The following is a 25,655-nucleotide window of genomic DNA, read 5'->3' as shown; positions in this document are numbered from 1 at the left end:
AAAAATAACCAATGAAATTGTATCAAATTGTTGCATTTTTACGATTGTAGGGCTAGAATTGTAAACGAATTAAGATTATGCGAAACATACATTGAAATTAGAAGATGTATAATTTGTGTTCATTGTAGTTTCTTGTTTTAAAAAGTGCTAAACTAGTACTGTAAAAAAATACACTACAATGTATGCAGTTAAAGGGGTGTAGGAAATGATTAGTCAACTTTCATGGAAAGTTGGAGGCCAACAAGGTGAAGGAATTGAAAGTACAGGAGAAATCTTCTGTATTGCATTAAACCGACTAGGTTATTATTTATATGGTTATCGCCATTTCTCATCACGAATTAAAGGTGGTCATACAAACAATAAAATTCGCGTAAGTACAACAGAGGTGCGCGCGATATCAGATGATTTAGATATTTTAATTGCATTTGATCAAGAAACGATTGATTTTAACTTCCACGAACTACGTCCTGGTGGAATTGTTGTTGCTGATGCAAAATTCAATCCAAGCATTCCTGAGGGAACAGATGTAACATTATATGCAATTCCATTTACGGATATTGCTTCTGAGCTAGGTACATCTTTAATGAAAAACATGGTCGCGGTTGGCGCGTCTAGTGCGGTATTAGGGCTAGATGAAAAAGTGTATTTAGAAGTTGTAGATGAAATTTTCGGTCGTAAAGGAGAGCAAGTTGTTCAGAAGAACATGGAAGCAATTCAGCGCGGCTCTCAATATATGAAAGAATTGCTCGGCGAGAAAGTAAATATGATGCAACTTGAAAAAGCAGATGGGAAAAAACGTATGTTTATGATTGGGAACGATGCAATCGCATTTGGTGCAGTAGCTGGCGGTGCGCGTTTTATGTCTGCCTATCCAATTACACCCGCTTCTGAGATTATGGAATACTTAATTAAGAAGCTTCCAAAAGTAGGAGGAACGGTTATTCAAACTGAGGATGAAATTGCTGCTTGTACGATGGCAATTGGTGCAAACTATGCTGGTGTACGTACATTAACAGCTTCAGCTGGTCCTGGTTTATCTCTCATGATGGAAGCGATTGGACTAGCTGGGATTACAGAAACACCTCTTGTGATCATTGATACACAGCGTGGTGGGCCAAGTACGGGATTACCAACAAAACAAGAACAATCTGATTTAATGGCAATGATTTACGGAACGCATGGTGAAATTCCGAAAATCGTTATGGCACCAAGTACTGCTGAAGAGGCATTCTATGATATTGTCGAAGCATTTAACTTAGCTGAAGAATATCAAGTTCCAGTTATCTTTTTAACAGATTTACAACTTTCTTTAGGTAAACAAACAGTAGAACCGCTTCAATTAGAAAGAGTTGAAATTCGCCGTGGTAAACTGGATTTACATGCTGAGTTACCAGAGCGTGAAAATAAAGCATACTTCAAACGTTATGAGGTAACAGAAGATGGTATTTCCCCACGTGTTGTACCTGGTATGAAAAATGGTATTCACCATGTAACAGGTGTAGAGCACGATGAAACTGGAAAGCCATCTGAATCAGCACTGAACCGCAGTGCACAAATGGACAAACGTTTCCGTAAAATGGAGAATATTAAGTTTAATACCCCTGTATACAAAAATGCAAAATATGATGACGCTGATGTATTATTAGTAGGCTTTAACTCAACTCGTGGCGCAATTGAAGAAGCGATGGAACGTTTAGAGCAAGAAGGGCTAAAAGTAAATCATGCTCATGTTCGCCTAATTCATCCATTCCCAACAGCTGAAATGCTGCCGCTTGTGAAAGCTGCAAAACGTGTTGTCGTGGTAGAAAACAATGCAACTGGACAGCTTGCTAATATTATGAAGATGAATCTTGGCTATGGGGAGAAAATTTCTAGTTTGCTGAAATATGACGGAAACCCGTTCTTGCCAAAAGAAATTTACAACGAATGCAAAAAAGGGGTTGTTTTAAATGGCAACATTTAAGGACTTTCGTAATAGTGTAAAACCAAACTGGTGTCCAGGTTGCGGTGACTTCTCAGTACAAGCAGCAATTCAGCGTGCTGCTGCAAATGTAGGTTTAAATCCTGATGAATTAGCGGTTATTTCTGGTATCGGTTGCTCTGGTCGTATCTCTGGTTACATTAACTCTTACGGTGTTCATAGTATTCATGGACGTGCCCTCCCAATTGCGCAAGGTGTAAAAATGGCAAATCGTGATTTAACAGTTATCGCATCAGGTGGTGACGGTGACGGTTTTGCAATCGGTATGGGACATACGATTCATTCTATTCGTCGTAATATTGATATTACGTACATTGTTATGGATAACCAAATTTACGGTTTAACGAAAGGCCAAACTTCACCACGTAGTGAAGCGGGCTTTAAAACGAAAAGTACGCCGCAAGGATCAATTGAGCCAGCGCTATCTGTAATGGAAATGGCATTAACTGCTGGAGCAACGTTCGTAGCGCAAAGTTTCTCTAGTGACTTAAAAGAATTAACACAGCTAATTGAAGCTGGTATTCAACATAAAGGTTTCTCTCTTATCAACGTATATAGCCCATGTGTAACATATAACAAGGTAAACACATACGATTGGTTTAAAGAGAATTTAACAAGACTTAGCGAAGTAGAAGGATATGATCCATCTAATCGTATGCTTGCAATGCAAACATTAATGGAAAACAAAGGTTTAGTAACAGGTTTAATTTATCAAAACAAAGAACAACCTTCTTACCAAGAGCTTGTAAAAGGTTATAGTGAAAAACCATTAGTTCATGCTGATCTGCAAATGGACCAAAAAATGTTTGATGAGCTTGTAGCAGAGTTCATGTAATAGATGAAAGGCTATCGAAAATTCGGTAGCCTTTTCTGATACAAAATTATGATTAAGTCTTACATAACAAAATGTATTTTGTTTACTACGAAAATTCGGAATGATAAAATAACAAATAAGAGTCATATTATATGAGCTCCTCTTATCTCCTTTAGTATCAAGTGAAATCGTTCATGAATCCAAGCCATCTCTATTGTTTAATTTGACTGAACGCTTTATACTATAATAATGTGTATAGGAATGAAGCGATATGCTTTTTTATAAAAACAATTTAAACAACAACTAAAAGTTAAAACTTTGTATATGTAAGGCTGAAAGGAGATTATTCATGAACGAAGAGCAACGATTAGCAGGTCAACAAGCAACTTCAACTACTAAAAAAGCAGAAAAAGATTACAGTAAATATTTTGAAAGTGTATATCAACCACCTTCTTTAAAAGATGCGAAAAAACGTGGGAAAGAAGAAGTTAAAATTGAACGTGACTTTGGCTTACCAGAAGAGTTTCGTAATTTTGGTGCTGGAAGAAAATTTTATATCCGTACTTATGGATGTCAAATGAATGAACATGATACAGAAGTAATGGCTGGCATCTTTACGACTCTTGGATATGAGCCAACATTCTCTACAGAAGATGCAGATGTGATTCTACTAAATACATGTGCAATTCGTGAAAATGCTGAAAATAAAGTATTCGGGGAACTTGGTCATTTAAAATCTTTAAAACAAAGAAACCCTGATCTTTTAATTGGTGTATGTGGTTGTATGTCACAAGAGGAATCTGTCGTAAACAGAATTATGCAAAAACATCAGCATGTAGATATGGTATTTGGTACACATAATATCCACCGCCTTCCATACATTTTAAAAGATGCTATGTTTGCGAAAGCGACAGTTGTTGAAGTATGGTCAAAAGAAGGAGATGTCATTGAGAATCTTCCGAAAGTACGCCGCGGGGATATTAAAGCGTGGGTAAACATTATGTACGGATGTGACAAATTCTGCACGTACTGCATCGTACCGTATACACGTGGTAAAGAGCGTAGCCGCCATCCTGAAGACATTATTAAAGAAGTACGTCATTTAGCGGCAAATGGTTACAAAGAAATTACGCTACTTGGTCAAAACGTAAACGCATACGGAAAAGACTTCGAAGATATGAAATATGGTTTAGGAGATCTTATGGATGAACTTCGTAAGATTGACGTAGCACGTATTCGTTTTACAACAAGCCATCCGCGCGACTTTGATGATCATTTAATTGAGGTGCTTGGAAAAGGCGGTAATTTAGTTGAACATATTCACTTACCGGTGCAATCGGGAAGTACGGATATGTTGAAAATTATGGCACGTAAATACTCACGTGAGCATTATTTAGAACTTGTACGTAAAATTAAAGAAGCGATTCCAAATGCAGTACTAACGACAGATATTATCGTCGGTTTCCCAAATGAAACAGATGAACAATTTGAAGAAACGATGTCGTTATATCGCGAAGTAGGCTTTGATAGTGCCTATACATTTATTTATTCACCACGTGAAGGTACACCAGCTGCAAAAATGCAGGATAATGTACCGATGGAAGTGAAAAAAGAACGTTTGAAACGTTTAAATGCATTAGTAAATGAATTTTCTGCGAAGAAGAATAAAACGTATGAAGGGCAAATTGTTGAAGTGCTTGTTGATGGAGAAAGTAAAAATAATCCTGATGTACTTGCTGGTTATACACGTGCCAATAAACTTGTAAACTTCGTAGCTCCAAACTCTGTAATCGGTCAGCTTGTAAAAGTGAAAGTAACAAAAGCAAAAACTTGGTCTCTAAACGGGGAATTGGTTGAGGAGCCGATCGAGGTGAAATAATAGATGAAAATCTTTACAAAAGATGAAATTGTAGAGCAGGCGAAAGAATTAGCAAAAATGATTTCTGAAACAGAAGAAGTGGATTTCTTTAAACGTGCAGAAGCGCAAATTCATAAAAATGAAAATGTAAAACGTACGATTGATGAAATTAAAGTTTTGCAAAAACAAGCAGTAAATTTACAGCATTATGGGAAATGGGAAGCGTTAAAAAAGGTAGAAGCGGATATTGATGCGCTGCAAGATAAACTGGATGAAATTCCGGTTGTTCAACAGTTTAAATCTTCTCAAACATATGTAAATGATTTATTGCAGCTTGTCGCAAGTACAATTTCAAACACCGTCACAGATGAAATTTTAATTTCAACTGACGGCGATGTGTTAAAAGGAGAGACCGGTGCTGAAATAGCGAATAAGAAAGGCACCTGCTAAAAAAAGATGTCGAACTCGACATCTTTTTTTTGTTCTGAATAGATGAAAATCTAATTTGTGCGTTATTTTCAATTTATGAAAAATGGGAGTTTTTAGCTGTTAAATAACCGGTGCATAATTGCTTTTTCAAAAAGAATAACACATTCCGCATTTGCCCCGCATATAATGAATTGAATATACATTGAGGAGGGTTTCGTATGTCCGAATTTAGAGAGATAATTACGAAAGCAGTTGTGGGAAAAGGGCGTAAGTATATGAAAACAACTCACACTGTTGCGCCGAATCATACGCCAACAAGTATTCTAGGGTGCTGGGTTATTAACCATGCATACGAGGCAAAACGGAATGGAAAGTATGTAGAAATCGAAGGATACTATGACATTAACACATGGTACTCACATGACGAAAATACGAAAACTGAAGTTGTAACAGAGAGAGTGCATTACACTGATGATGTGAAAGTTGGCTACCGTGATACAAATTTTTCTGGTGAAGATATTGAAATTATTGCACGTGTTGTTCAACATCCAAATTGTTTAGAAGCTGTGATTTCACCGAACGGAAATAAAATGGTTGTTACAGTAGAACGAGAATTTGTCACAGAGGTAGTTGGAGAAACAAAAATTTGTGTAAGTGTAAATCCAGATGGATGTCAAGAAGATGATCAGGAATTTGAAGTGGATGATGATGAGTTTGAAGAACTTGATCCGAACTTTATTGTAGAAGCTGAAGAAGAGTAAGGTGAAGCTAGGGAGGTCCTCTTCCTAGCTTTTTGTATATGTTTCAGATGATGGATCAAAATCATTCGTGTATAATTGTGTTATAATATATTTTTAAAGTGAAAAAGAGAGATGTATGGAGGAGCAAAATGGCACAGTACACGCCGATGATGCAGCAATATTTAAAGATCAAGGCAGATTATCAAGATGCCTTTTTATTTTTTCGATTAGGTGATTTTTATGAAATGTTTTTTGAGGATGCTGTAAAAGCAGCACATGAACTTGAAATTACATTGACGAGTCGTGATGGGGGCGGAAGCGAACGGATTCCGATGTGTGGTGTACCATATCACGCTGCAAAAAACTACATTGAACAATTGATTGAAAAAGGATATAAAGTAGCAATTTGTGAACAAGTTGAAGATCCAAAAACAGCAAAAGGTGTGGTACGCCGTGAAGTTGTTCAATTAATTACACCAGGTACGATGATGGAAGGTCGTACGATAGATGAAAAGGAAAATAATTTCCTTGCAGCATTAGCGCAGTTTGAAGATGGTTCCTATGCATTAGCTTGTAATGACTTAACGACAGGTCAAAATACAGTAACGTTATTAACAGGAACACTTGAAGATGTATTACTAGAAGTATACGCAACGGGTGCGAAAGAAATTGTCGTATCTTCTACGTTCTCTAAGGAAGAATTGGATAAGCTGTTAGCGACATTAAAAATGACAGTTTCATATGAGGAAGAAGCAAAAATTCCAGAGAGCCTTACGCATCTCGTTCGAAATGTGACGCAAACAAAACTACTTGCAGCGGTTGGACGTTTATTTTACTATGTCTTACGAACGCAAAAACGTTCCCTAGACCACCTGCAACCTGTTGAAATTTACTATACAAATCAATTTATGAAGATTGATGTCCATTCTAAACGGAATCTAGAACTAACAGAAACCATTCGAACAAAAGAAAAAACAGGCTCGTTATTATGGCTGTTAGATAAAACGAAAACAGCAATGGGTGGCCGAATGTTAAAACAGTGGATGGAACGTCCGCTCATTCAACAAGAAAAAATTGAAGAACGTTTAGAGATGGTTGAAACGTTTGTTAATGATTATTTCTTCCGTGAAGATTTGAAAGAAAAACTAAAAGAAGTATACGACTTAGAGCGGTTAGCAGGAAAAGTTTCATATGGTAGTGTCAATGCGCGCGATTTACTGCAATTAAAGCGTTCCTTACTGCAAGTACCTGCTATTCTAGAAGCGGTTAGTCTGTTAGATAATGCTTATGCTACAACGTTAATTCAAGGCGCTGATCCATGTGAAAGCTTAACAGCGTTACTAGAGAGAAGTATTCAAGAAAACCCACCGCTTTCGATAAAAGATGGTGACATTATTAAAGATGGTTATAGTGAGAAATTAGATCAATATCGCTATGTAAGCAAAAACGGGAAAACGTGGATTGCAGAGCTTGAAAAACGTGAGCGCGATATAACGGGGATTAAATCATTAAAAATTGGTTATAATCGTATTTTTGGTTATTACATTGAAGTCACAAAAGCAAATCTATCTGCACTTCCAGAAGGACGTTATGAGCGGAAACAAACACTTGCAAATGCAGAACGCTTTATTACAGATGAACTAAAAGAAAAAGAGACATTAATTTTAGAAGCAGAAGAAAAAATCGTTCAGTTAGAATATGATTTATTCACAGTTCTTCGCGAAGAAGTGAAAGTATTTATTCCGAAATTGCAGCAATTAGCAAAAATTATTAGTGAACTAGATGTTCTGCAAAGCTTTGCAACTGTAAGTGAAGAAGAGCAATTTGTAAAACCAACATTAACAAATAAACGAGAAATTTTTATTAAAGATGGCCGTCATCCGGTCGTTGAAAAAGTGTTAAACGGAAAATTGTATGTTCCGAATGATTGCATCATGCCTGAAAATATGGATGTCTTTTTAATTACTGGTCCAAATATGTCGGGTAAAAGTACGTATATGCGTCAATTAGCACTGATTACCGTTATGTCGCAAATCGGTTGTTTTGTACCTGCGGCAGAGGCTGTACTCCCTGTGTTTGACCAAATCTTTACGAGAATTGGGGCAGCAGATGATTTAATATCAGGCCAAAGTACGTTTATGGTTGAGATGTTAGAAGCGAAAAATGCGATTGCGAATGCAACGGAAAGAAGTTTAATTTTATTTGATGAAATTGGCCGTGGTACGTCTACGTATGACGGTATGGCATTAGCGCAAGCAATTATTGAGCATATTCATGATCAAATTGGTGCAAAAACGTTATTCTCAACACATTATCATGAATTAACAGTTCTAGAAGAAAGCTTAGATCATTTAAAAAATGTACATGTTTCCGCAATTGAAGAAAACGGAAAAGTTGTTTTCTTGCATAAAATTCAAGATGGAGCAGCAGATAAGAGTTACGGTATTCACGTAGCTCAGCTGGCAGAACTACCAGATAGCTTAATTACTCGTGCGAAAGAAGTATTAGCGCAGCTTGAAGGACAAGAGGAAGTAATCATTCCGAAACGAACGGAAATGAAAGTTTCAGAAGAAATAGTGCAAGAACCTGTAGTCGTAAAAGAAGAACAAGGTGCATTGCCGCAAGAAGAAGTGGAAGAAGAATCACAGCTATCCTTCTTTGCAGCGGAACAACCAGTAAACGAAGAAGACAAACCTGTGCTTGATTCAAAAGAAACAGCAGTATTAACGCAAATTAAAAAAATCGATTTACTTGATATGACACCGTTAGAAGCGTTAAATGAACTGTACCGTTTACAGAAAAAGTTAAAGAAAGGATGAGTCAGTAGATGGGAAAAATTCGCAAACTCGATGATCAGCTTTCTAACTTAATTGCGGCTGGGGAAGTGGTGGAGCGACCTGCTTCGGTTGTAAAAGAGCTTGTCGAAAATTCCATCGATGCGAATAGTACATCTATTGAAATCCACTTAGAAGAAGCTGGATTATCGAAAATTCGCATCATTGATAATGGAGATGGCATTGCGGAAGAAGATTGTATCGTTGCCTTTGAAAGACATGCAACAAGTAAAATTAAAGATGAAAATGATTTGTTTCGTATTCGAACGCTTGGCTTTCGCGGCGAAGCATTACCGAGTATCGCATCTGTCAGTGAATTAGACTTAATCACAAGTACAGGGGATGCACCGGGAACACACCTTGTCATTAAAGGTGGGGGGATTTTAAAACAAGAAAAAACAGCGAGCCGTAAAGGGACAGATATTACGGTTCAAAATCTATTTTTTAATACACCAGCACGCTTAAAATATATGAAAACGGTTCATACAGAGCTTGGGAATATTACTGACATTGTATATCGCATTGCACTGTCGCATCCAGAAGTTTCTTTACGCTTGTTTCATAATGAGAAGAAATTACTTCATACATCAGGAAATGGTGATGTAAGACAAGTTCTTGCGGCAATTTACGGCATTCAAGTTGCGAAAAAATTAATTCCAATTGAAGCAGAATCGTTAGACTTTACGATCCGTGGGTATGTGACGTTGCCAGAAGTAACGCGTGCATCCCGTAACTATATGTCAACGATTGTAAATGGTCGTTACGTTCGGAATTTTGTCTTAATGAAGGCTGTGCAACAAGGTTATCATACGTTGTTGCCAATTGGACGTTATCCAATTGGTTTCTTATCTATTGAAATGGATCCGATGCTTGTTGATGTGAACGTTCATCCAGCAAAACTAGAGGTTCGTTTTAGTAAAGAACAGGAACTATTGCAGCTTATTGAAAAAGCATTACAAGCTGCATTTAAAAAGATTCAACTCATTCCTGATGCCGGCCCTGCACCGAAGAAAAAAGGAAAAGATGAAAGTGTTCAAGAACAGTTTCAGTTTGAGCACGCAAAATCGAAGGAGCTGCCAACGATCGTACTGCCAAGTGGAATGGATGAACAAGAAGAAAAACCGAAGTCACCACCACTGCTATGGAATCCACCAAAACAAGAATGGCAGCCGCCAGAGTCTCTTGTAAAAGAAGAAAACAATTGGCAACCATCTAAGCCAATTGTAGAAGAGCCGCTTTCGGGGGAAAATGATTGGGAAGTCCATGAGGAAGATTTTGAATTAGAAGAACTTAAAGAAGTACAAGAAATCGAAATGAACGGAAACGATTTACCACCGTTATATCCAATTGGACAAATGCATGGAACGTATATTTTCGCTCAAAATGATAAAGGGTTATATATGATTGACCAGCATGCAGCTCAGGAGCGCATTAACTATGAATATTACCGTGATAAAGTAGGACAAGTGGCACCTGAGGTACAAGAATTACTCGTTCCGTACCGAATTGATTTATCGCTTAATGAATTTTTGCGCATTGAGGAACAACTAGAAGAACTGAAAAAAGTAGGAATCTTTTTAGAGCAATTTGGCCACCAATCGTTCATTGTCCGTTCACATCCAACATGGTTCCCAAGAGGACAAGAGATGGAAATTATTGATGAAATGATGCAGCAAGTATTGAAGCTGAAAAAAGTCGATATTAAAAAACTGCGTGAAGAAGCAGCTATTATGATGAGCTGCAAAGCATCGATTAAGGCAAATCAATATTTAACGAATGATCAAATTTTTGCGTTGTTAGAAGAGCTGCGAACAACAACAAATCCATATACATGTCCGCATGGTAGACCTATACTTGTGCATCATTCGACTTATGAGCTTGAGAAGATGTTTAAGCGAGTGATGTAAATAAAATAGCGCTAAATCCTTGATAAATAAAGGGTTTAGCGCTATTTCTTATAAGATTGACCACGTAGAGGGCAAGTGAGTTGTTGAAATGCTTTTTCAAATCGATCTGATAATTCTTTTTGCATGCTAAATGTGAATATCTGTTCATTATATTACTATAAAGGCGTACCACCCACATTTTAACGAAAATATACGCTAAGTAAAATTCGGCATGATATTAGTCTAAGAAAATCACCTAATCTCAAAAACGTTGGTAGATTTATCTTTAAATAAAAATCATGCTATTGTTTTTCGGAAATCTTTTAGCGTATTAAAACATTAAAATGTACATGCTACATCTTTTTAAATTTCTGTTCAATCTTATCATGTACTGCTTCAATTTTTTCAGGCAACACAAATAAATATTCGATAAGGACTTCTAGTAATTCTGTTAATAAAACTACTGCTTCATCATCAATTTCATGTTTCAATTCAAGCATCCCATAAAAAGGACTTTCCGGATGGACGAGGTGGCCAACATCTTGAATCGGTTTAGTTAAATCGATATATTTTGGCAATTGCTCAAATTGCTGGGAAAGAGACTGTCCATTACCTTTCTCACCAAGAAAATGTTTGAGGACACTGTCAAGAACTTGTTTTGACAGTACTGCAGTAGCAGGATTATCTTTTGACTGACTGACATTCAAAGTAGAGCGATATGCTCTAACTAAGTCTATAGGGATATGTTTATTGCGTTCGAGCTGAGCCAAAGGATCTCTAAAATCCGAAGGACTATAGAGATACACTTCTACTTCTTTATCATTAAACATAATCACAAATTCTGATGGCTTTTGACATTCAAAACAAAGCCCTTCTGCAAATAAACCTCTTTTGGTAACTTGGTAAAAATTCGTTTTTAAGGTAAATTCACTTGATTTACCGCATTTAGGACACTGACTTTTGACATTTTTCGGCACCTTTAAATACCCATACTGGGTATAAGATAAAATGGCCCCTGGCAATATTTTTCTCATTTAAACCTCCTAAAAACTCAACCCTAATCTGTAACTTATATAAATATTTCTGATAACTATTCAGTCACCTCGTGAAGATATAAGGCGCTTTGAAAAAATCACCGAAAAATATGTTTATTTGTTTATCACAAGATATAGTGTATCGCACATGTTTGTGTTGTATGCAAAAAACAGACCGAATTTAAGCTTATGAAACTCCTAAATGAAAGGTATAGCCGAGTAGTTATCATTTCTTTTTAATTTATAATTGATAATATATTATCAATTATAAATTAAAAAAATATAATTACAATCTGTAATATTTGGAAATAACATTTTAAGTGGAAGGTCACCATACATACTTATCAAGCTAATATTTTGAGACATTCTTAAAACGAAAAAATTTTAAACCTTAGGATAAGAGCATGGGTAAAAAGGGGAAATTGATGGTTAAATTATAACCTTTTTTTCATTTTTGAACTAAGTATACTGAACATGGAGGTGATGTGTATACGTTATAAATAGAAAAAGCGATAGCATCTTCGAGATGAAAAGCTAGATAATAGAATTTAAATTTTGAAATTGTAGAGTCGGAAATACATATAAAGAGGGAGTAGTGTATGATGGAAGATTTACAAAAATGGATTGAAGTTGATGCATATTTTACAAATCAGTTATTACTTGCAGATGAAACTCTTGAGAATGTATTGGAAGAAAATTCTAAGGAAGGATTACCTGCAATAGATGTTGCTCCGAATCAAGCGAAGTTCCTTCATTTACTAGCTTTAATAAAAGGAGCGAAAAGAATATTAGAAATTGGAACTTTAGGAGGATATAGTACGATTTGGCTGGCACGGGCGTTACCAGAAGATGGGCGTTTAATAACTCTTGAATTAGATGGACATCATGCTGAGGTTGCAAAATCAAATATAGAAAGTGCAGGATTATCTGATTTAGTAGAAGTACGAATTGGACCTGCTCTTGAAACCTTGTCGAAGTTAAATGATGAAGGAGTTGATCCATTTGATTTCATTTTTATCGATGCGGATAAACAAAACAACTCGGAATATTTAAAGTGGGCACTCAAATTATCTCGAAAAGGTACCGTAATTATAGGAGACAATGTTGTTCGTAAAGGAGAAGTAGTAAACGCTTTTAGCGCTGATTCTAATGTTCAGGGAATTCGTCGCTTTTTTGACACTCTTGCATCGGAGTCACAACTATCGTCAACGGCAATACAGACTGTAGGAAGCAAAGGATACGATGGATTTGCGATAGGGGTAGTAATGTAATAAGAATTGTGGTTCAAAAGGAGGCATAAAAAATGCCTCTTTTTTAGGATGTTTTCTAGAGCATATAGCTGATTTTGAGAATAAAAAGGAAGGAAGTAGGACGTTAGTGTAGAAAAGGAATCTTTAGAGAATGAGATTTAGTGAAGCAGGATGGACAAAATAAATGGCAGCGTGGGCTTTTCTTATATGGAGTAAGAATTTATTTTAGTTATCTAACTATAGAGTAATTTTTTGAAATGTTTACATATAATTATACTAGACCGACAGTCGGTCTAGTGAGAAGGAGTTTATTCATGAGAATCGTAAAAGAACATGAAGAGCGTAGAAATGAAATTTTAGATACCGCAGAAAAATTGTTTGCTTCGAAAGGATATATGAAAACGACCGTAAACGATATTCTGCAGGAAATAGGTATCGCAAAAGGAACGCTTTATCATTATTTTAAATCAAAAGAGGAAGTAATGGATGCGATTATTATGCGGATTATAAATGCAGATGTTGCAGCAGCAAAAAAGATTACTTCAGATTCAAACATCCCAGTACTTGATAAATTATTTCATATTTTAATGGCGCAAGCACCAAAAGCTGGGGGAAACAAAGAAAAAATGATTGAGCAATTTCACCAACCAAGTAATGCGGAAATGCATCAGAGAAGTTTAGTTCAGTCTATTTTACATTTAACACCAGTGTTAACGGAGGTAATTGAGCAAGGAATCAATGAACGTGTTTTTGTAACGGATTATCCGCAAGAAACAATTGAATTTTTGCTTGCTTCGGCACAAGTAATATTTGATGAAGGATTGTTTCAGTGGAAGCCTCATGAAGCGATGCGGAGGGCAAAGGCGTTTATTAAGATGATGGAGACTACTCTTGGAGCTGAAAAAGGAAGTTTTGATTACATTTTAGCTATTTTGATGAGACAGGTTGAAAATGACGAATAAGATTAACGACATAAAAAAACTATTTTTCGAGGGGAGAGATGCGAGCATCTGGCCGCGTATAGAAACGGTCAGGGCCATTTCATTTCACATGCGAGGTTTAAGAGATTATGTTGTATTCACATAGCAGCGACTTATATGTTGGGAAATTTAAGGGTAGTATTTCATACAAAAATACAGACCGACAGTCGGTCTAATATCTTTATGGAAGGTGTGCATATTATGCAAAATAATAGCAATATAAAGCCTTTTCCTAAAGCCTTTCACTTAATGGTAATCGGACAGATTGTATCAATATTAGGTTCTTCTCTCCTTCGTTTTGCCTTATCTCTCTATGTGTTGGACATAACGGGCCGGGCAGATATATATGCAACTTTGTATGCCGTATCAAATGTGCCACTTTTGTTATCACCTGTTGGCGGGGCTATAGCTGACAGATTCAACCGCCGCAACTTAATGGTGATTTTTGATTTTGTAAGCAGTGCCATTGTATTTTGGTTTATTTTGTTTTTAGTAGCTGGTAATACTTCTGTGATATTTATCGGTGTTGTCATGGTTTTGCTAGCGATGATTAGCGCTATGTATTCACCAGTTGTTATGGCAAGTGTTCCTTTGTTAGTTGGGGAAAATAAACTGGAGCAGGCAAACGGTATTGTGAACGGTGTTCAAGCATTATCAAGCGTAGCAGCTCCTGTTTTAGGCGGAGTATTGTATGGTATTGTCGGGTTAAAAATGCTTGTTGTGATGAGTTGTATCGCCTTTTTATTAGCCGCAGTATTAGCAATTTTTATTAACATTCCGTTCGTTAAAAGGGAACAGGATGGACATATTATATCGACAATTGTAAAAGACTTAAAAGTTGGATTTATTTATGTAGTTAAGCAGCCTTTTATTTTGAAATGCATTATCCTTGCAGCTTTCCTCAACTTAATTCTCACACCGTTGTTTGTTGTTGGTGTTCCCATCATTTTACGGGTAGTCATGCAAAGTAGTGACACAATGTATGGTATTGGAATGGGACTCATAGAATTTGCTACAATTTTAGGGGCATTGTCCATCGGTTTCTTTTCAAAAAAGATGCAAATGAAAAAACTGTATCATTGGTTTCTCGTAATTTCCTTATTGATTGTATCGATGGCTTTATCAATCACGCCCTTTATGCTTGGGCTAGGATCCTATTCGTCATTCATACTCTTTATCTTATGTGCAATTCTTATTGCAATGGCGATGACTATAATCTCTATTTTTGTCATTACTGCTGTACAAAAGAAAACACCAAATGAAAATTTAGGGAAAGTTATGGCGATTATTATGGCGGTTGCACAATGCATGGCACCCATGGGTCAAGTTATATATGGTGTAATATTTGAAGTCTTTAGTATAAAAGTTTATATTCCTATACTGTTTATGAGTATGGTGATGATTACAATCGCATTTACAACAAAGAGGGTATTGAGAAATGAGAAGGAAACAGCTTGATATGGTTGGTGTGTTTCACTCACTAATACCTCTTAAAAGAATCAAAAATGTATAAAGAAAGAAGGGGGTCCTCCTTCTTTCTTTATTAAGGTATAGCTGAGTAGTTATGATAATTAGTTCACCTGAGTTACATTTTTAAGTTGATTTGCATGGGGGGATTATAGACAATATTACTTATTTTTGATATAACGATTATAGGGTTTTGTGTGTTTTAGAATGAAGGTTATGGGTAAAAGAAAGAGGATTATATTATGAATGAAATGAATGGTAGAGAGAAATTATCCATTGATGAAGTGTCAGATCGGTTAGTTTTGAAAGCAATGGAACAAAACATTGCAATTATCCGCTTTAATGTTGATCGCCGAGTTGCTTATGCTAACGAGCTTTTTGCAAGAACGATGGGGTACTTGCATACTGAAATGATTGGCAAATTGCACAAAGAATTTTGCTTCCCTGATTTTACTAACAGTCTTAGCTATGAAACGTTTTGGCGTGATTTATTAAATGGGAAAAGTTATCAAGATAAAATCGAACGCATGGACGCAGCAGGGAATCGAATTTGGTTAGAAGCTACATATATGCCTATTTTTAAGGATGATGGGAAAACAGTAATTGGAATTTCTAAAATTGCTACAAATATAACGAATAGACAAAACAGTATTTTACATACAGCTAATGAAGTCCAAGTTTTATCAGAAACGCTTTCTCAAAAATCTGAATTTGGAAAAGAGAGAAGTTTGTCTCTGCTTAGTAAGATTCAGCAAATTAATCATGAATCTGATGAAAACGTAACGAATTTGTCTCAACTTCATGAACAGGCAAATTCCATAGCAGGAATCGTTAAGACTATTCAAGACATTGCTGCACAAACAAATATGTTGGCTTTAAATGCAGCAATTGAGGCAGCACGGGCTGGAGAGTATGGAAGAGGTTTTAATGTTGTCGCAAAGGAAGTACGAAATCTTTCTGATAAGGTTTCACTTTCTATTAGTGAGGTGAAAAATACTGTTGAAGGTATTACATTAGAAATTAATCGAATGTCAAAACGCATTGAGGCTGTTTCGGAAAGTGTTAAAGAAGGAAAAATGCTAATTGACGAAACGGTTGATGAATTTGAATCCATTACTGAATTTGCAAGTTCTCTAGATCGACAGGCTAAGCAATTCGTAGAGATTTTATAACAGGTTTTGATCTGATAAGGAATTGAGCTGGGAATGTTGGTTAGACGGATTTAACAAGGATTGATAATAGAAAAAGGCGTGTATAAAATCCATCATCTATTTAGAATAAGGATTTTATACACGCCTAACTAAATGATTATTTATTAGGTTCTATATGTTTGCTTCGCATTGCATAGTAAATTGGAAGTCCTAAAGCTGTTAAGCCGATACCGCATAGTGCAAGCAGTGTTTGTGTGAAAAGAGTATTAATAACGATAAATGATCCACCTAAAATGGAAATTAATGGTATAATAGGATAAAGTGGTACTTTGTAAGGACGCACAAGATCTGGTTCTCTTTTACGTAAAATGAATACTGCTACGAAAGTCATTGTATAGAATATCCAGATAACAAACACTAACATATCGGTTAATGTGTTGAATCCACCGATAACCATCATGATAACTGAAACGCATAACATAAAGATTCCAGAATTATAAGGAACGTGGCCATTTTTAGATAATGTTGCAAACCATTTACTAAATGGTAGTTTATTTTCTAATGCCATTGCATAAGGGATACGCATTCCTGTCATAATGTATCCATTGATTGTTCCAAATACGGAAATTAAAATACCGATTGTAACTAATTTTCCTCCCATTGCTCCAAATAAAATTGTCGCTACTTGAGATGCAGGTGTATCAGTTCCTGCAAGTGCTGATGCAGACATAACCATAAGGAATGCAATGTTAATAAGTAAGTATACAACCATTACAGTAGATAACCCGATTACAATTGCTTTAGGTAAGTCTTTTTTAGGGTTTTTCATTTCTCCAGCGATATTTCCTACATGAATCCATCCATCATAAGCAAACATTGTTGCAAGTAAACCAGAGCCAAGTGCAGAAATAAATGATTTACCTGGTCCTGCTTCTACTGGAAACAGTTGAAGAGTTACGTCGCCTTTATGCAATAATCCAAAAATGATAAGTAATGCTAAAGGAACTAATTTACAAATAGTTGATGCCATTTGAATTCCGCCGGCTGCTTTCGCTCCTAAGGAGTTCATAAAAGTTACGAATGCTGCGGTAATAACAGCAACTCCAATAATCATCAATTTATGTTCATTCGCATTTAATCCAAATAAACTAACTGCTTGTGTTCCGAAAATAATTGCAAGTGCTGCAATATTGGCAGGGAAATAAATAACAGTTTGTGCCCACCCTAGTAGGAAAGCAGTTAAGTTTCCATAAGTACGCTTTAAATATGCCATCATTCCGCCTGTTTCAGGAATAGCTGCTGAAAGCTCAGCTGCAGTTAAACCTGAGCAAACAGTTAAGATTCCTCCAATTATCCATGCGAGTATTCCTAAACTTGCTGATCCAGTTACGCCGTATAGTGCAGTAGGTTTAAAAAATACACCCGCACCAATAACGGTACCAATAACTGTTGTTAATGCTGCAAAGAAGCCAATTTCTTTTTTAAGTTGTGCTTGTGACATAATAATCACTCCTGTTAGTAAAAATACATATAACATCTGATGAATTCATTTTTGCTTTAGCTTTCATAGTATATCCCTTCATTTTATTAAGTAGTGCGTTAATATTGAAAAAATTAAATTCATTTGTGAAAATGTTCACAAATGTGAATAAAAAATAAAATTGCATTTCATGTGAATTCATAAGAGATGTTATTCGAGACAAAGTCTATCATACTTAAAAAGCGGTTTCAATCCTTCTCTTTAAGAAAAAATTTATTTCAAAATAAAAAAAAACATTTTGTGAACTATTTCACAAAATGTTGACTCATTATTTTTCTAAGTGTATCTTGTAGGTGTGAACAGCGATTCAGACAAACGAGGAAATATAAGAACGTTTGATATATTCCATGAATTTATTTGGATCGTATAAAAATAATGTAATAGTGTATATTACATTTTAAAAGTAAAAGGATGTGGCAACATGAAAATTGGCGTAGTGAAAGAAATTAAAAAAGGTGAAGCACGTGTTGGGATGACACCAGAAAATGCTCGGAAATTAATTGAGGCTGGACATGAAGTCTTAGTAGAAAAAGATGCTGGTCTAGGATCAGGTTATACAAATGAAGAGTATACAAATGCAGGTGCTACTTTAGTTACTCAAGAACAAGCTTGGGATGTTGATATGCTAGTAAAAGTAAAAGAACCTTTACTAGAAGAATATAAATATTTTAAGAAGGATTTAATTGTTTGGGGATTTTTACATTTAGCAGCTTCAAAAGAGTGTGTGGAAGCGATGAGAAAAGCGGGAACAACAGCTATTGCTGGAGAAACAATAAGTGAAAATGGAGTTTTAACATTATTAAAACCGATGAGTGCAATTGCTGGGCGTCGTGCAGTGTTTATGGGAGCTTATTATTTAGAAAAACAACATGAAGGAGAAGGTATTTTATTATCAGGAATAGAAGGTATTCCAGCTGGTAATGTTGTAATTTTAGGCGGAGGTAACGCTGCAATTAATGCTTGTGATATGGCAGTTGGAATCGGTTGCCACGTAACGATTTTAGAGTTAAATCAAAAACAAATTGCTTATTTAAAAGAAAAATATGCAAATGATCAAGTTGAAGTTATCGAATCTACTACTGAAAACTTAGAAAAAACTATTAAAACGGCAGATTTATTTATTTCAACAATTTTAATTCCGGGTGCTAGACCACCAAAAATTGTGAAAGAGTACATGATTCAGTCTATGAAGCCGGGCAGTGTTGTTGTTGATATCTCAATCGATCAGGGTGGAACGATTGAAACAATTGATCACTATACAACACATAATGATCCTATATTTATTAAGCACGATGTCATTCATTATGCTGTACCAAATATGCCAGGGGCAACTCCACGTACTTCTACTATGGCATTAGCGAATGGAAATATCGATTACTTATTAGCAATTGCTAATGATGGTTTAGAAGAGACTCTTGAAAACAAACCTGCATTAGTACATGGTGTTAATATTTATAAAGGAACCATTACTTATGAAAATTTAGGAACAACGTTAGGGTTAGATTATAAACAATTGAAAGAAGTTTTATAATAATTTAGGAACAACGTTAGGGTTACAATATAAACAATCGAAAGAAGTGTTAATATGATTACGAAAACTTTGCCACTAAATATTGTTGATATTAAAAATGCCAAACAAATTCTTGATAGAAACGCTCGTAAAACACCGCTTGTTAAATCCTTTTATTTAACAAGTAAAACAGGCGGGGAAATCTATTTGAAATTAGAAAATATGCAATTAACAGGATCATTTAAATTTCGCGGGGCATTCAATAAGATTTCTACTTTAACAGATGAAGAAAAAGCTCGTGGAGTTATTGCTTGTTCTGCTGGTAACCATGCGCAAGGTGTTGCGTTATCCTCACATTTACTTGGAATTAAAAGTAAAATTGTGATGCCAACTTCTGCTCCAAAGGCGAAAGTTGAAGCAACAAGAGGATACGGTTCAGAAGTCATTTTATATGGTGATACGTTTGATGATGCAAAAGCAAAATGTGAAGAAATTATAAAAGAAACTGGAGAAACGTATTTACATCCGTATGATGATGTACAAGTTATGGCAGGTCAGGGAACAATTGGTCTCGACATTCTTGATGATATGTGGGACGTTGATACTGTAATTGTACCAATTGGCGGCGGCGGAATTATTGCTGGAATCGCAGTAGCACTTAAAACTTTTAATCCTTCTATTAATATAATTGGCGTTCAAGCTGATAATGTTCATGGAATGAAAGCTTCGTACGATAAAGGTGAGATTGTAGAGCATTATGAAGCACCAACTATTGCTGATGGTTGCGCAGTAAAAATTCCAGGGACTTTAACTTTTGAAATCGTAGAAGAATTAGTAGATGATATTGTAACTGTATCAGAAGATGAGTTAGAAGTAGCTATGAAGGATTTATTACAACGCGGAAAAGCTGTTGTAGAAGGCGCGGGAGCATTAGCGACAGCTGCACTTCTTGCTGGTAAAGTTGATTCCTATATAAAAGGAAAAAAAGTTGCAGCGATTATTTCTGGTGGAAACGTTGATTTAACTCGTATTTCTAGCGTATGTGAGCATTTCTTTGCGAATGAAGTAAAGTAATGATCTGAAATTTGTTAAATAAAAGGTGAAACTAAGAAATAGATTTATAGAACACGGGAAAAGCTAAGAGAGATCCTCTTAGCTTTTCTTAATATATAAATCCAATTTATTTGTTTTACATATAGATTGCTACTATGAAAAAAAGGAACCTGCACTTGTTTGCTCTTTTTGGTTTTCGCTACGCATGTGGCAGAAATAGGCCCTGACCGATTCTATGCATGGCCAGTTGCTCTCGCCCGCCGAAAAAGAAAAGGGTTTTTATGTTAGTTTTTCAATTTGCATCTATATATAAGGGGGTAAGTATAATAGTTAATTTATTTAAAAAGAAATCTGTTACCCAGTTGTTAAGAGAAAGTCAAAGTAAAACTTTAACAAAATCATTAGGCGCATTTGATCTAACAATGTTAGGTATTGGTGCGATAATTGGCACAGGAGTTCTTGTGCTCACTGGATTAGTTGCGGCAAGAGATGCTGGGCCTGCGGTAATTTTTTCATTTATGATTGCAGCAATTGTTTGTGGGTTTGCAGCTTTATGCTATGCTGAAATTGCTTCTACACTTCCTGTATCAGGCAGTGTATACACGTATTCATATGTAACAATTGGAGAGTTTGTAGCACACTTAATGGGATGGACGTTACTATCCGTATACGTCGTAACAACAGCAGCAGTAGCTGGTGGATGGACGGGGTATTTTCATAACTTAATAAGTGGATTTGGATTAGAAATACCAAAGGCGTTACTAACAATTCCATCACAGGGCGGTATTGTAAATTTGCCAGCGGTAATGATTACACTTGCACTAACATGGTTATTATCACGTGGGACGAAAGAAAGTAAACGTGTGAACAATGCAATGGTGTTAATTAAAATTAGTATTGTTGTATTATTTATTGCTGTTGGTGTGTTTTATGTAAAACCAGCAAACTGGATTCCATTTGCACCGTATGGCTTAAGTGGTGTTTTTGCAGGTGGAGCGTCTGTATTTTTTGCTTTTTTAGGATTTGATGCGCTTGCAACTTCAGCAGAAGAAGTGAAAAATCCGCAGCGCGATTTACCAATTGGTATTATTGCATCACTCGCTATTTGTACAATCATTTATATTGCAGTTTGTCTTGTTATGACAGGAATGGTTTCGTACAAAGAATTAAATGTACCGGAAGCGATGGCTTATGTATTAGAAGTTGTTGGACAGGATAAAGTGGCTGGTGTGATTGCAATCGGAGCGGTAATTGGTATTATGGCTGTAATTTTTGCATATATCTATGCGACAACACGCGTATTTTTCGCGATGAGTCGTGATGGTTTACTTCCAAAATCATTTGCGAAAATTAATAAAAAAACAGAAGCACCAGTATTTACAACATGGTTAACAGGAATCGGCAGTGCTTTAATTGCTGGATTTATCGATTTAAAAGAATTATCCAACTTAGCGAATATTGGGGCACTATTAACATTTGCGATGGTCGGTGTATCTGTAATTATTCTTCGTAAAACGCACCCGAAACTACAGCGTGGATTTCTGGTTCCGCTTGTGCCAGTTTTACCGATTATTTCAATTGTATGTTGTGTATTTCTAATGATTAATCTACCTTTCGCAACGTGGTTATATTTTGGAATTTGGTTAGCGATTGGGGCATTTGTATATTTTGCGTATTCAAAAAAGCATAGTCATATAAGTGAAGAGAATATTTCAAAAAATAGATTTGAAGAAATCAGTTAAAGAGAAGAATTATTCGTATAATTTATGTAATTTCGATATAGAATCGATAGTTTAAATATATTACTATTTTTAAAGAGCTGTTTAAGCTTTGCTGCATGAAGATATGTCATAATAATTTAAAAATTGAACTATCGCTCGAAACACCTTCAAAAAGTTTGATGGCGTTGGTAGTATACATCAATGTATAAATTCATTTTAATTTTACAGCATTTGAGTTGCTATTAGGGAGAAAAAAGTGCCTTGCACTCGTTTTCTATCTTTGTTTTAACCATTGCCCGTGGTAGAAAAAGGTCCTGACTGTTACTATGCATGGTCAGATGCTCTTGCTCAAAAGGGTTTACATTTATATAGATAAGAATCATTTGTCTTTCTTTGATTATTAAACTTGTAATAAGGTATAATATAGTGTAGTGAATAAATGTGACATCTTCAATTTGTCTTTTTTGTTAACAATGTGAAATATAATGAAAAAATGTTGAAGAAACAGCATATTTTATATTACTATTTTTATGTAGATTCAAAGTTGAAAGAGAGTGGAACAAGTATGGGACGTAAGTGGAACAATATTAAAGAAAAAAAAGCGTCAAAAGATGCAAATACGAGTCGTATTTATGCGAAGTTTGGACGTGAAATTTATGTAGCAGCAAAGCAAGGAGAACCAGATCCAGAATCTAACCAGACTTTAAAAGTTGTACTTGAGCGTGCAAAAACGTACAGCGTACCGAAAACAATTATTGACCGTGCGATTGAAAAAGCAAAAGGCGGTTCAGAAGAAACTTATGATGAACTTCGCTATGAAGGCTTTGGACCAAATGGATCAATGGTAATTGTAGATACATTAACTAATAACGTGAACCGTACAGCAGCAGATGTACGTGCTGCATTTAGCAAAAATGCTGGTAACATGGGAGTAAACGGATCGGTAGCGTATATGTTTGATGCAACGGCTGTTATTGGTCTTGAAGGTAAAACTGCAGATGAAGCACTTGAAATCTTAATGGAAGTAGATGTAGATGTGCGTGACATCTTGGAAGAAGAGGAAGCCGTTATCGTTTATGCGGAACCGGATCAATTCCATGCAGTGCAAGAAGCATTTAAAAATGCTGGTATAACTGAATTTACAGTTGCAGAACTAACAATGCTTGCACAAAATGAAGTAGAACTTTCAGAAGATGCACAAGTGAAGTTTGAAAAAATGATTGATGCATTAGAAGATTTAGAAGATGTTCAGCAAGTGTACCACAATGTTGATTTAGGTGAATAATATTAGAAAGGCAGGCCTTTGTTTTGGAACAAAGGCCTGCTTTTTTATTGTTCATTGAAATTTAAAAGATAAAGTCAAAAGAAATAAAAAAACGTGTAACAAAGGTTTATAATAAATAAAGATAGACAAAAAGGAGTGAAGTAGCATGAAATCAGAAATTATCGAACGTTTTACAAGATATGTGAAGGTGGATACACAATCTGATGCAGAAAGTCATACTGTTCCAACAACGCCTGGCCAAATCGAATTTGCAAAGCAATTAGTAGAAGAGTTGAAAGAGATTGGATTATCAGAAGTAACGATGGATGAGAATGGCTACGTCATGGCGACGCTTCCTGCAAATACAGACAAGCATGTTCCTGTAATTGGTTTTTTAGCTCATTTAGATACAGCTACAGATTTTACAGGGAAGAATGTTAAACCGCAAATTCATGAGAATTTTGATGGAAAGGCAATTACGTTAAATAAAGAGTTAGGTGTTGTATTAACTCCAAAATTATTTCCAGAGCTCCCGTCCTATCAAGGTCACACATTAATCACAACAGATGGAACAACACTCCTTGGTGCAGATGATAAAGCAGGCATTACAGAAATTATGACGGCAATGAACTATTTATTACATAACCCACAAATAAAACATGGGAAAATTAGAGTAGCATTCACACCCGATGAAGAAATCGGCCGCGGTCCAGCTCACTTTGATGTAGACGCTTTTGGAGCTTCATTTGCATATACAATGGATGGAGGGCCGCTAGGTGGATTAGAATATGAAAGCTTTAACGCTGCTGGTGCCAAGCTTATTTTCAAAGGGAATAGTACTCATCCAGGAACAGCAAAAAATAAAATGGTAAATGCGAGTAAGCTTGCAATGGAATTCCATAGACAACTACCAGTAGAAGAAGCACCAGAGTATACAGAGGGATATGAGGGATTTTATCACCTTATTTCAATGAATGGTGATGTTGAGCGAAGTCAGTCTATTTACATTATTCGTGATTTTGATCGCGAACATTTTAATACTAGAAAAGAGAACATAGCAACCATTACAAAACAGATGCAAGAGAAGTATGGTACTGAAAATATCATTCTTGAGATGAATGACCAGTATTATAATATGCTTGAAAAGATTGAACCGGTGAAAGAGATTGTTGATATTGCATATGAAGCAATGAAAAATCTTGATATAGAACCGAATATTCAACCAATTCGTGGAGGAACTGACGGTTCACAGTTATCATATATGGGATTACCAACACCAAATATTTTTACAGGCGGAGAAAACTACCACGGTAAATTTGAATATGTATCCGTAGATAATATGGAAAAAGCGGTTCAAGTTATTATTGAAATTGCACGATTATTTGAAGAGAAAGCGTAAAAGGTAAAAACCCCGAATAGCGATGTGTTATTCGGGGTTTTTACCTTTTATATAAATCAAACTTGACTTTCCAACCTAAACATTTTCTTGGTCCTTGACTTATGAGAAGTAGTGCCTGATTTAATTGTTCTTGTGAAATATCCTAATTTATAAAGTGCTTCTAGTTGTCCACGTTCAAACGTGGTAAAGTGAGAATAGCTCATACTCATCCTCCGTGTAAGTAAGTGGTGTGGTAACTTCTATTTTACACGAAGCGAGGATGGGCTTTTTGTTTTTTAGGTGTCGCACTTAATAATACAATTCGTCAAAAACTAAAAGCAGAAGCTATGGTTTGAAATTTATAGTGTGAAACGATACAATCCTTCTTAAGAAGTCAAAGACTTAAGGAGGTTTCGACAGTTTCAAAAAAATTATAAAAGGTAATAAAAGATAATAAAAACTATCACATACACCCCTCTTTTTGTTGTACTCTATAACAAAAAGGGAGTTGTTTTTATGGGAAGAATGATAAAAATTAAAGAAGCGGCGGAATTGTTAGGTGTAGACAAACAAACGGTACGTTCTTGGTCTAACAAAGGATTATTAGAAACAATCATCACTCCCAGTGGACATCGATTATATGATATAGATGCAATAACGAAAGGAGAGTAATAGATGAAAACAACACGTTCTTGTAAAATCAAAACCATCACAAGAGAACAAAGGAAACAACTTCTTGATTTGATTCGTACATTTGAAAGTGCT

19 protein-coding genes and 2 pseudogenes are annotated in these 25,655 nt (G+C 35.7%); 19 read left to right on the top strand and 2 right to left on the bottom strand.

Going from position 1 to position 25,655, the window contains the following annotated elements; all coding sequences use genetic code 11:
- Positions 1–205: 205 nt before the first annotated feature.
- The 7 genes from H280_RS0100105 to mutL all read left to right on the top strand — a co-directional run bounded on the left by H280_RS0100105 (position 206) and on the right by mutL (position 10,563).
- Entirely contained in the window at positions 206–1,963 is a 1,758-nt protein-coding gene (locus tag H280_RS0100105) for a 2-oxoacid:acceptor oxidoreductase subunit alpha (protein WP_020059063.1), read from the top strand.
- Positions 1,950–2,816 (top strand): 2-oxoacid:ferredoxin oxidoreductase subunit beta, encoded by an 867-nt coding sequence (locus H280_RS0100100; protein ID WP_020059062.1) that lies wholly within the window; start codon positions 1,950–1,952, stop codon positions 2,814–2,816. The genes H280_RS0100105 and H280_RS0100100 overlap by 14 nt, the downstream gene beginning before the upstream one ends.
- Positions 2,817–3,144: 328 nt before the next feature.
- Positions 3,145–4,674: a tRNA (N6-isopentenyl adenosine(37)-C2)-methylthiotransferase MiaB gene (miaB, locus tag H280_RS0100095; protein ID WP_020059061.1), complete on the top strand. Its 1,530-nt coding sequence runs from the start codon at positions 3,145–3,147 to the stop codon at positions 4,672–4,674.
- Positions 4,675–4,677: 3 nt separating this feature from the next.
- Positions 4,678–5,103: a RicAFT regulatory complex protein RicA family protein gene (locus H280_RS0100090; RefSeq protein ID WP_020059060.1), complete on the top strand. Its 426-nt coding sequence runs from the start codon at positions 4,678–4,680 to the stop codon at positions 5,101–5,103.
- Positions 5,104–5,300: 197 nt separating this feature from the next.
- Entirely contained in the window at positions 5,301–5,843 is a 543-nt protein-coding gene (gene cotE, locus H280_RS0100085) for an outer spore coat protein CotE (protein WP_020059059.1), read from the top strand.
- Between the two features lie 128 nt (positions 5,844–5,971).
- A complete protein-coding gene (gene mutS, locus H280_RS0100080; RefSeq protein ID WP_020059058.1) occupies positions 5,972–8,641 on the top strand; it encodes a DNA mismatch repair protein MutS in 2,670 nt (889 codons plus the stop codon).
- Positions 8,642–8,649: 8 nt separating this feature from the next.
- The gene (gene mutL / locus H280_RS0100075) at positions 8,650–10,563 is read left to right on the top strand and encodes a DNA mismatch repair endonuclease MutL (RefSeq protein ID WP_020059057.1); all 1,914 of its coding nucleotides are present in this window, start codon (positions 8,650–8,652) and stop codon (positions 10,561–10,563) included.
- A gap of 332 nt (positions 10,564–10,895) precedes the next feature.
- Here mutL and H280_RS0100070 read toward each other — a convergent pair whose 3' ends face one another.
- Positions 10,896–11,576, bottom strand: a complete 681-nt coding sequence (locus tag H280_RS0100070; RefSeq protein WP_020059056.1) for a hypothetical protein — start codon at positions 11,574–11,576, stop codon at positions 10,896–10,898.
- 599 nt (positions 11,577–12,175) lie between these two features.
- Here H280_RS0100070 and H280_RS0100065 point away from each other — a divergent pair.
- The 5 genes and pseudogenes from H280_RS0100065 (at position 12,176) to H280_RS26875 (ending at position 16,445) form a co-directional block, all read left to right on the top strand.
- On the top strand, positions 12,176–12,847 hold the full coding sequence (locus H280_RS0100065; RefSeq protein WP_020059055.1) for an O-methyltransferase: 672 nt from the start codon (positions 12,176–12,178) through the stop codon (positions 12,845–12,847).
- A gap of 293 nt (positions 12,848–13,140) precedes the next feature.
- On the top strand, positions 13,141–13,788 hold the full coding sequence (locus H280_RS0100060; RefSeq protein ID WP_020059054.1) for a TetR/AcrR family transcriptional regulator: 648 nt from the start codon (positions 13,141–13,143) through the stop codon (positions 13,786–13,788).
- A 219-nt stretch (positions 13,789–14,007) separates the two neighbouring features.
- A complete protein-coding gene (locus H280_RS0100055; protein ID WP_020059053.1) occupies positions 14,008–15,264 on the top strand; it encodes an MFS transporter in 1,257 nt (418 codons plus the stop codon).
- A 251-nt stretch (positions 15,265–15,515) separates the two neighbouring features.
- A pseudogene (locus H280_RS26880) lies at positions 15,516–15,908 on the top strand (PAS domain-containing protein); the annotation flags it as partial.
- A gap of 93 nt (positions 15,909–16,001) precedes the next feature.
- The gene (locus tag H280_RS26875; protein WP_442852809.1) at positions 16,002–16,445 is read left to right on the top strand and encodes a methyl-accepting chemotaxis protein; all 444 of its coding nucleotides are present in this window, start codon (positions 16,002–16,004) and stop codon (positions 16,443–16,445) included.
- Between the two features lie 136 nt (positions 16,446–16,581).
- On the opposite strand, the gene H280_RS0100045 is transcribed toward H280_RS26875, so the two are convergent.
- Positions 16,582–17,925: an APC family permease gene (locus tag H280_RS0100045; RefSeq protein WP_020059051.1), complete on the bottom strand. Its 1,344-nt coding sequence runs from the start codon at positions 17,923–17,925 to the stop codon at positions 16,582–16,584.
- A gap of 460 nt (positions 17,926–18,385) precedes the next feature.
- On the opposite strand from H280_RS0100045, the gene ald reads away from it, so the two are divergent.
- The 7 genes and pseudogenes from ald to H280_RS25975 form a co-directional block, all read left to right on the top strand.
- Positions 18,386–19,495, top strand: coding sequence for an alanine dehydrogenase (gene ald / locus H280_RS0100040; protein ID WP_020059050.1), 1,110 nt, complete (start codon positions 18,386–18,388; stop codon positions 19,493–19,495).
- Between the two features lie 54 nt (positions 19,496–19,549).
- Positions 19,550–20,548: a bifunctional threonine ammonia-lyase/L-serine ammonia-lyase TdcB gene (gene tdcB / locus H280_RS0100035; RefSeq protein WP_020059049.1), complete on the top strand. Its 999-nt coding sequence runs from the start codon at positions 19,550–19,552 to the stop codon at positions 20,546–20,548.
- A 305-nt stretch (positions 20,549–20,853) separates the two neighbouring features.
- The gene (locus H280_RS0100030) at positions 20,854–22,269 is read left to right on the top strand and encodes an amino acid permease (RefSeq protein WP_028411040.1); all 1,416 of its coding nucleotides are present in this window, start codon (positions 20,854–20,856) and stop codon (positions 22,267–22,269) included.
- A gap of 544 nt (positions 22,270–22,813) precedes the next feature.
- Positions 22,814–23,533, top strand: a complete 720-nt coding sequence (locus tag H280_RS0100025) for a YebC/PmpR family DNA-binding transcriptional regulator (protein WP_020059047.1) — start codon at positions 22,814–22,816, stop codon at positions 23,531–23,533.
- A 145-nt stretch (positions 23,534–23,678) separates the two neighbouring features.
- Positions 23,679–24,911 (top strand): peptidase T, encoded by a 1,233-nt coding sequence (gene pepT / locus H280_RS0100020; RefSeq protein WP_020059046.1) that lies wholly within the window; start codon positions 23,679–23,681, stop codon positions 24,909–24,911.
- A gap of 495 nt (positions 24,912–25,406) precedes the next feature.
- Positions 25,407–25,562 (top strand): MerR family DNA-binding transcriptional regulator, encoded by a 156-nt coding sequence (locus H280_RS24540; protein WP_020059044.1) that lies wholly within the window; start codon positions 25,407–25,409, stop codon positions 25,560–25,562.
- Between the two features lie 3 nt (positions 25,563–25,565).
- A pseudogene (locus tag H280_RS25975) lies at positions 25,566–25,655 on the top strand (transposase); the annotation flags it as partial.

Origin of the sequence: Bacillus sp. 123MFChir2, assembly GCF_000383235.1 — a bacterium.
GTDB lineage: Bacteria > Bacillota > Bacilli > Bacillales > Bacillaceae_G > Bacillus_A.
This window is presented reverse-complemented; position numbering and strand designations above follow the sequence as displayed.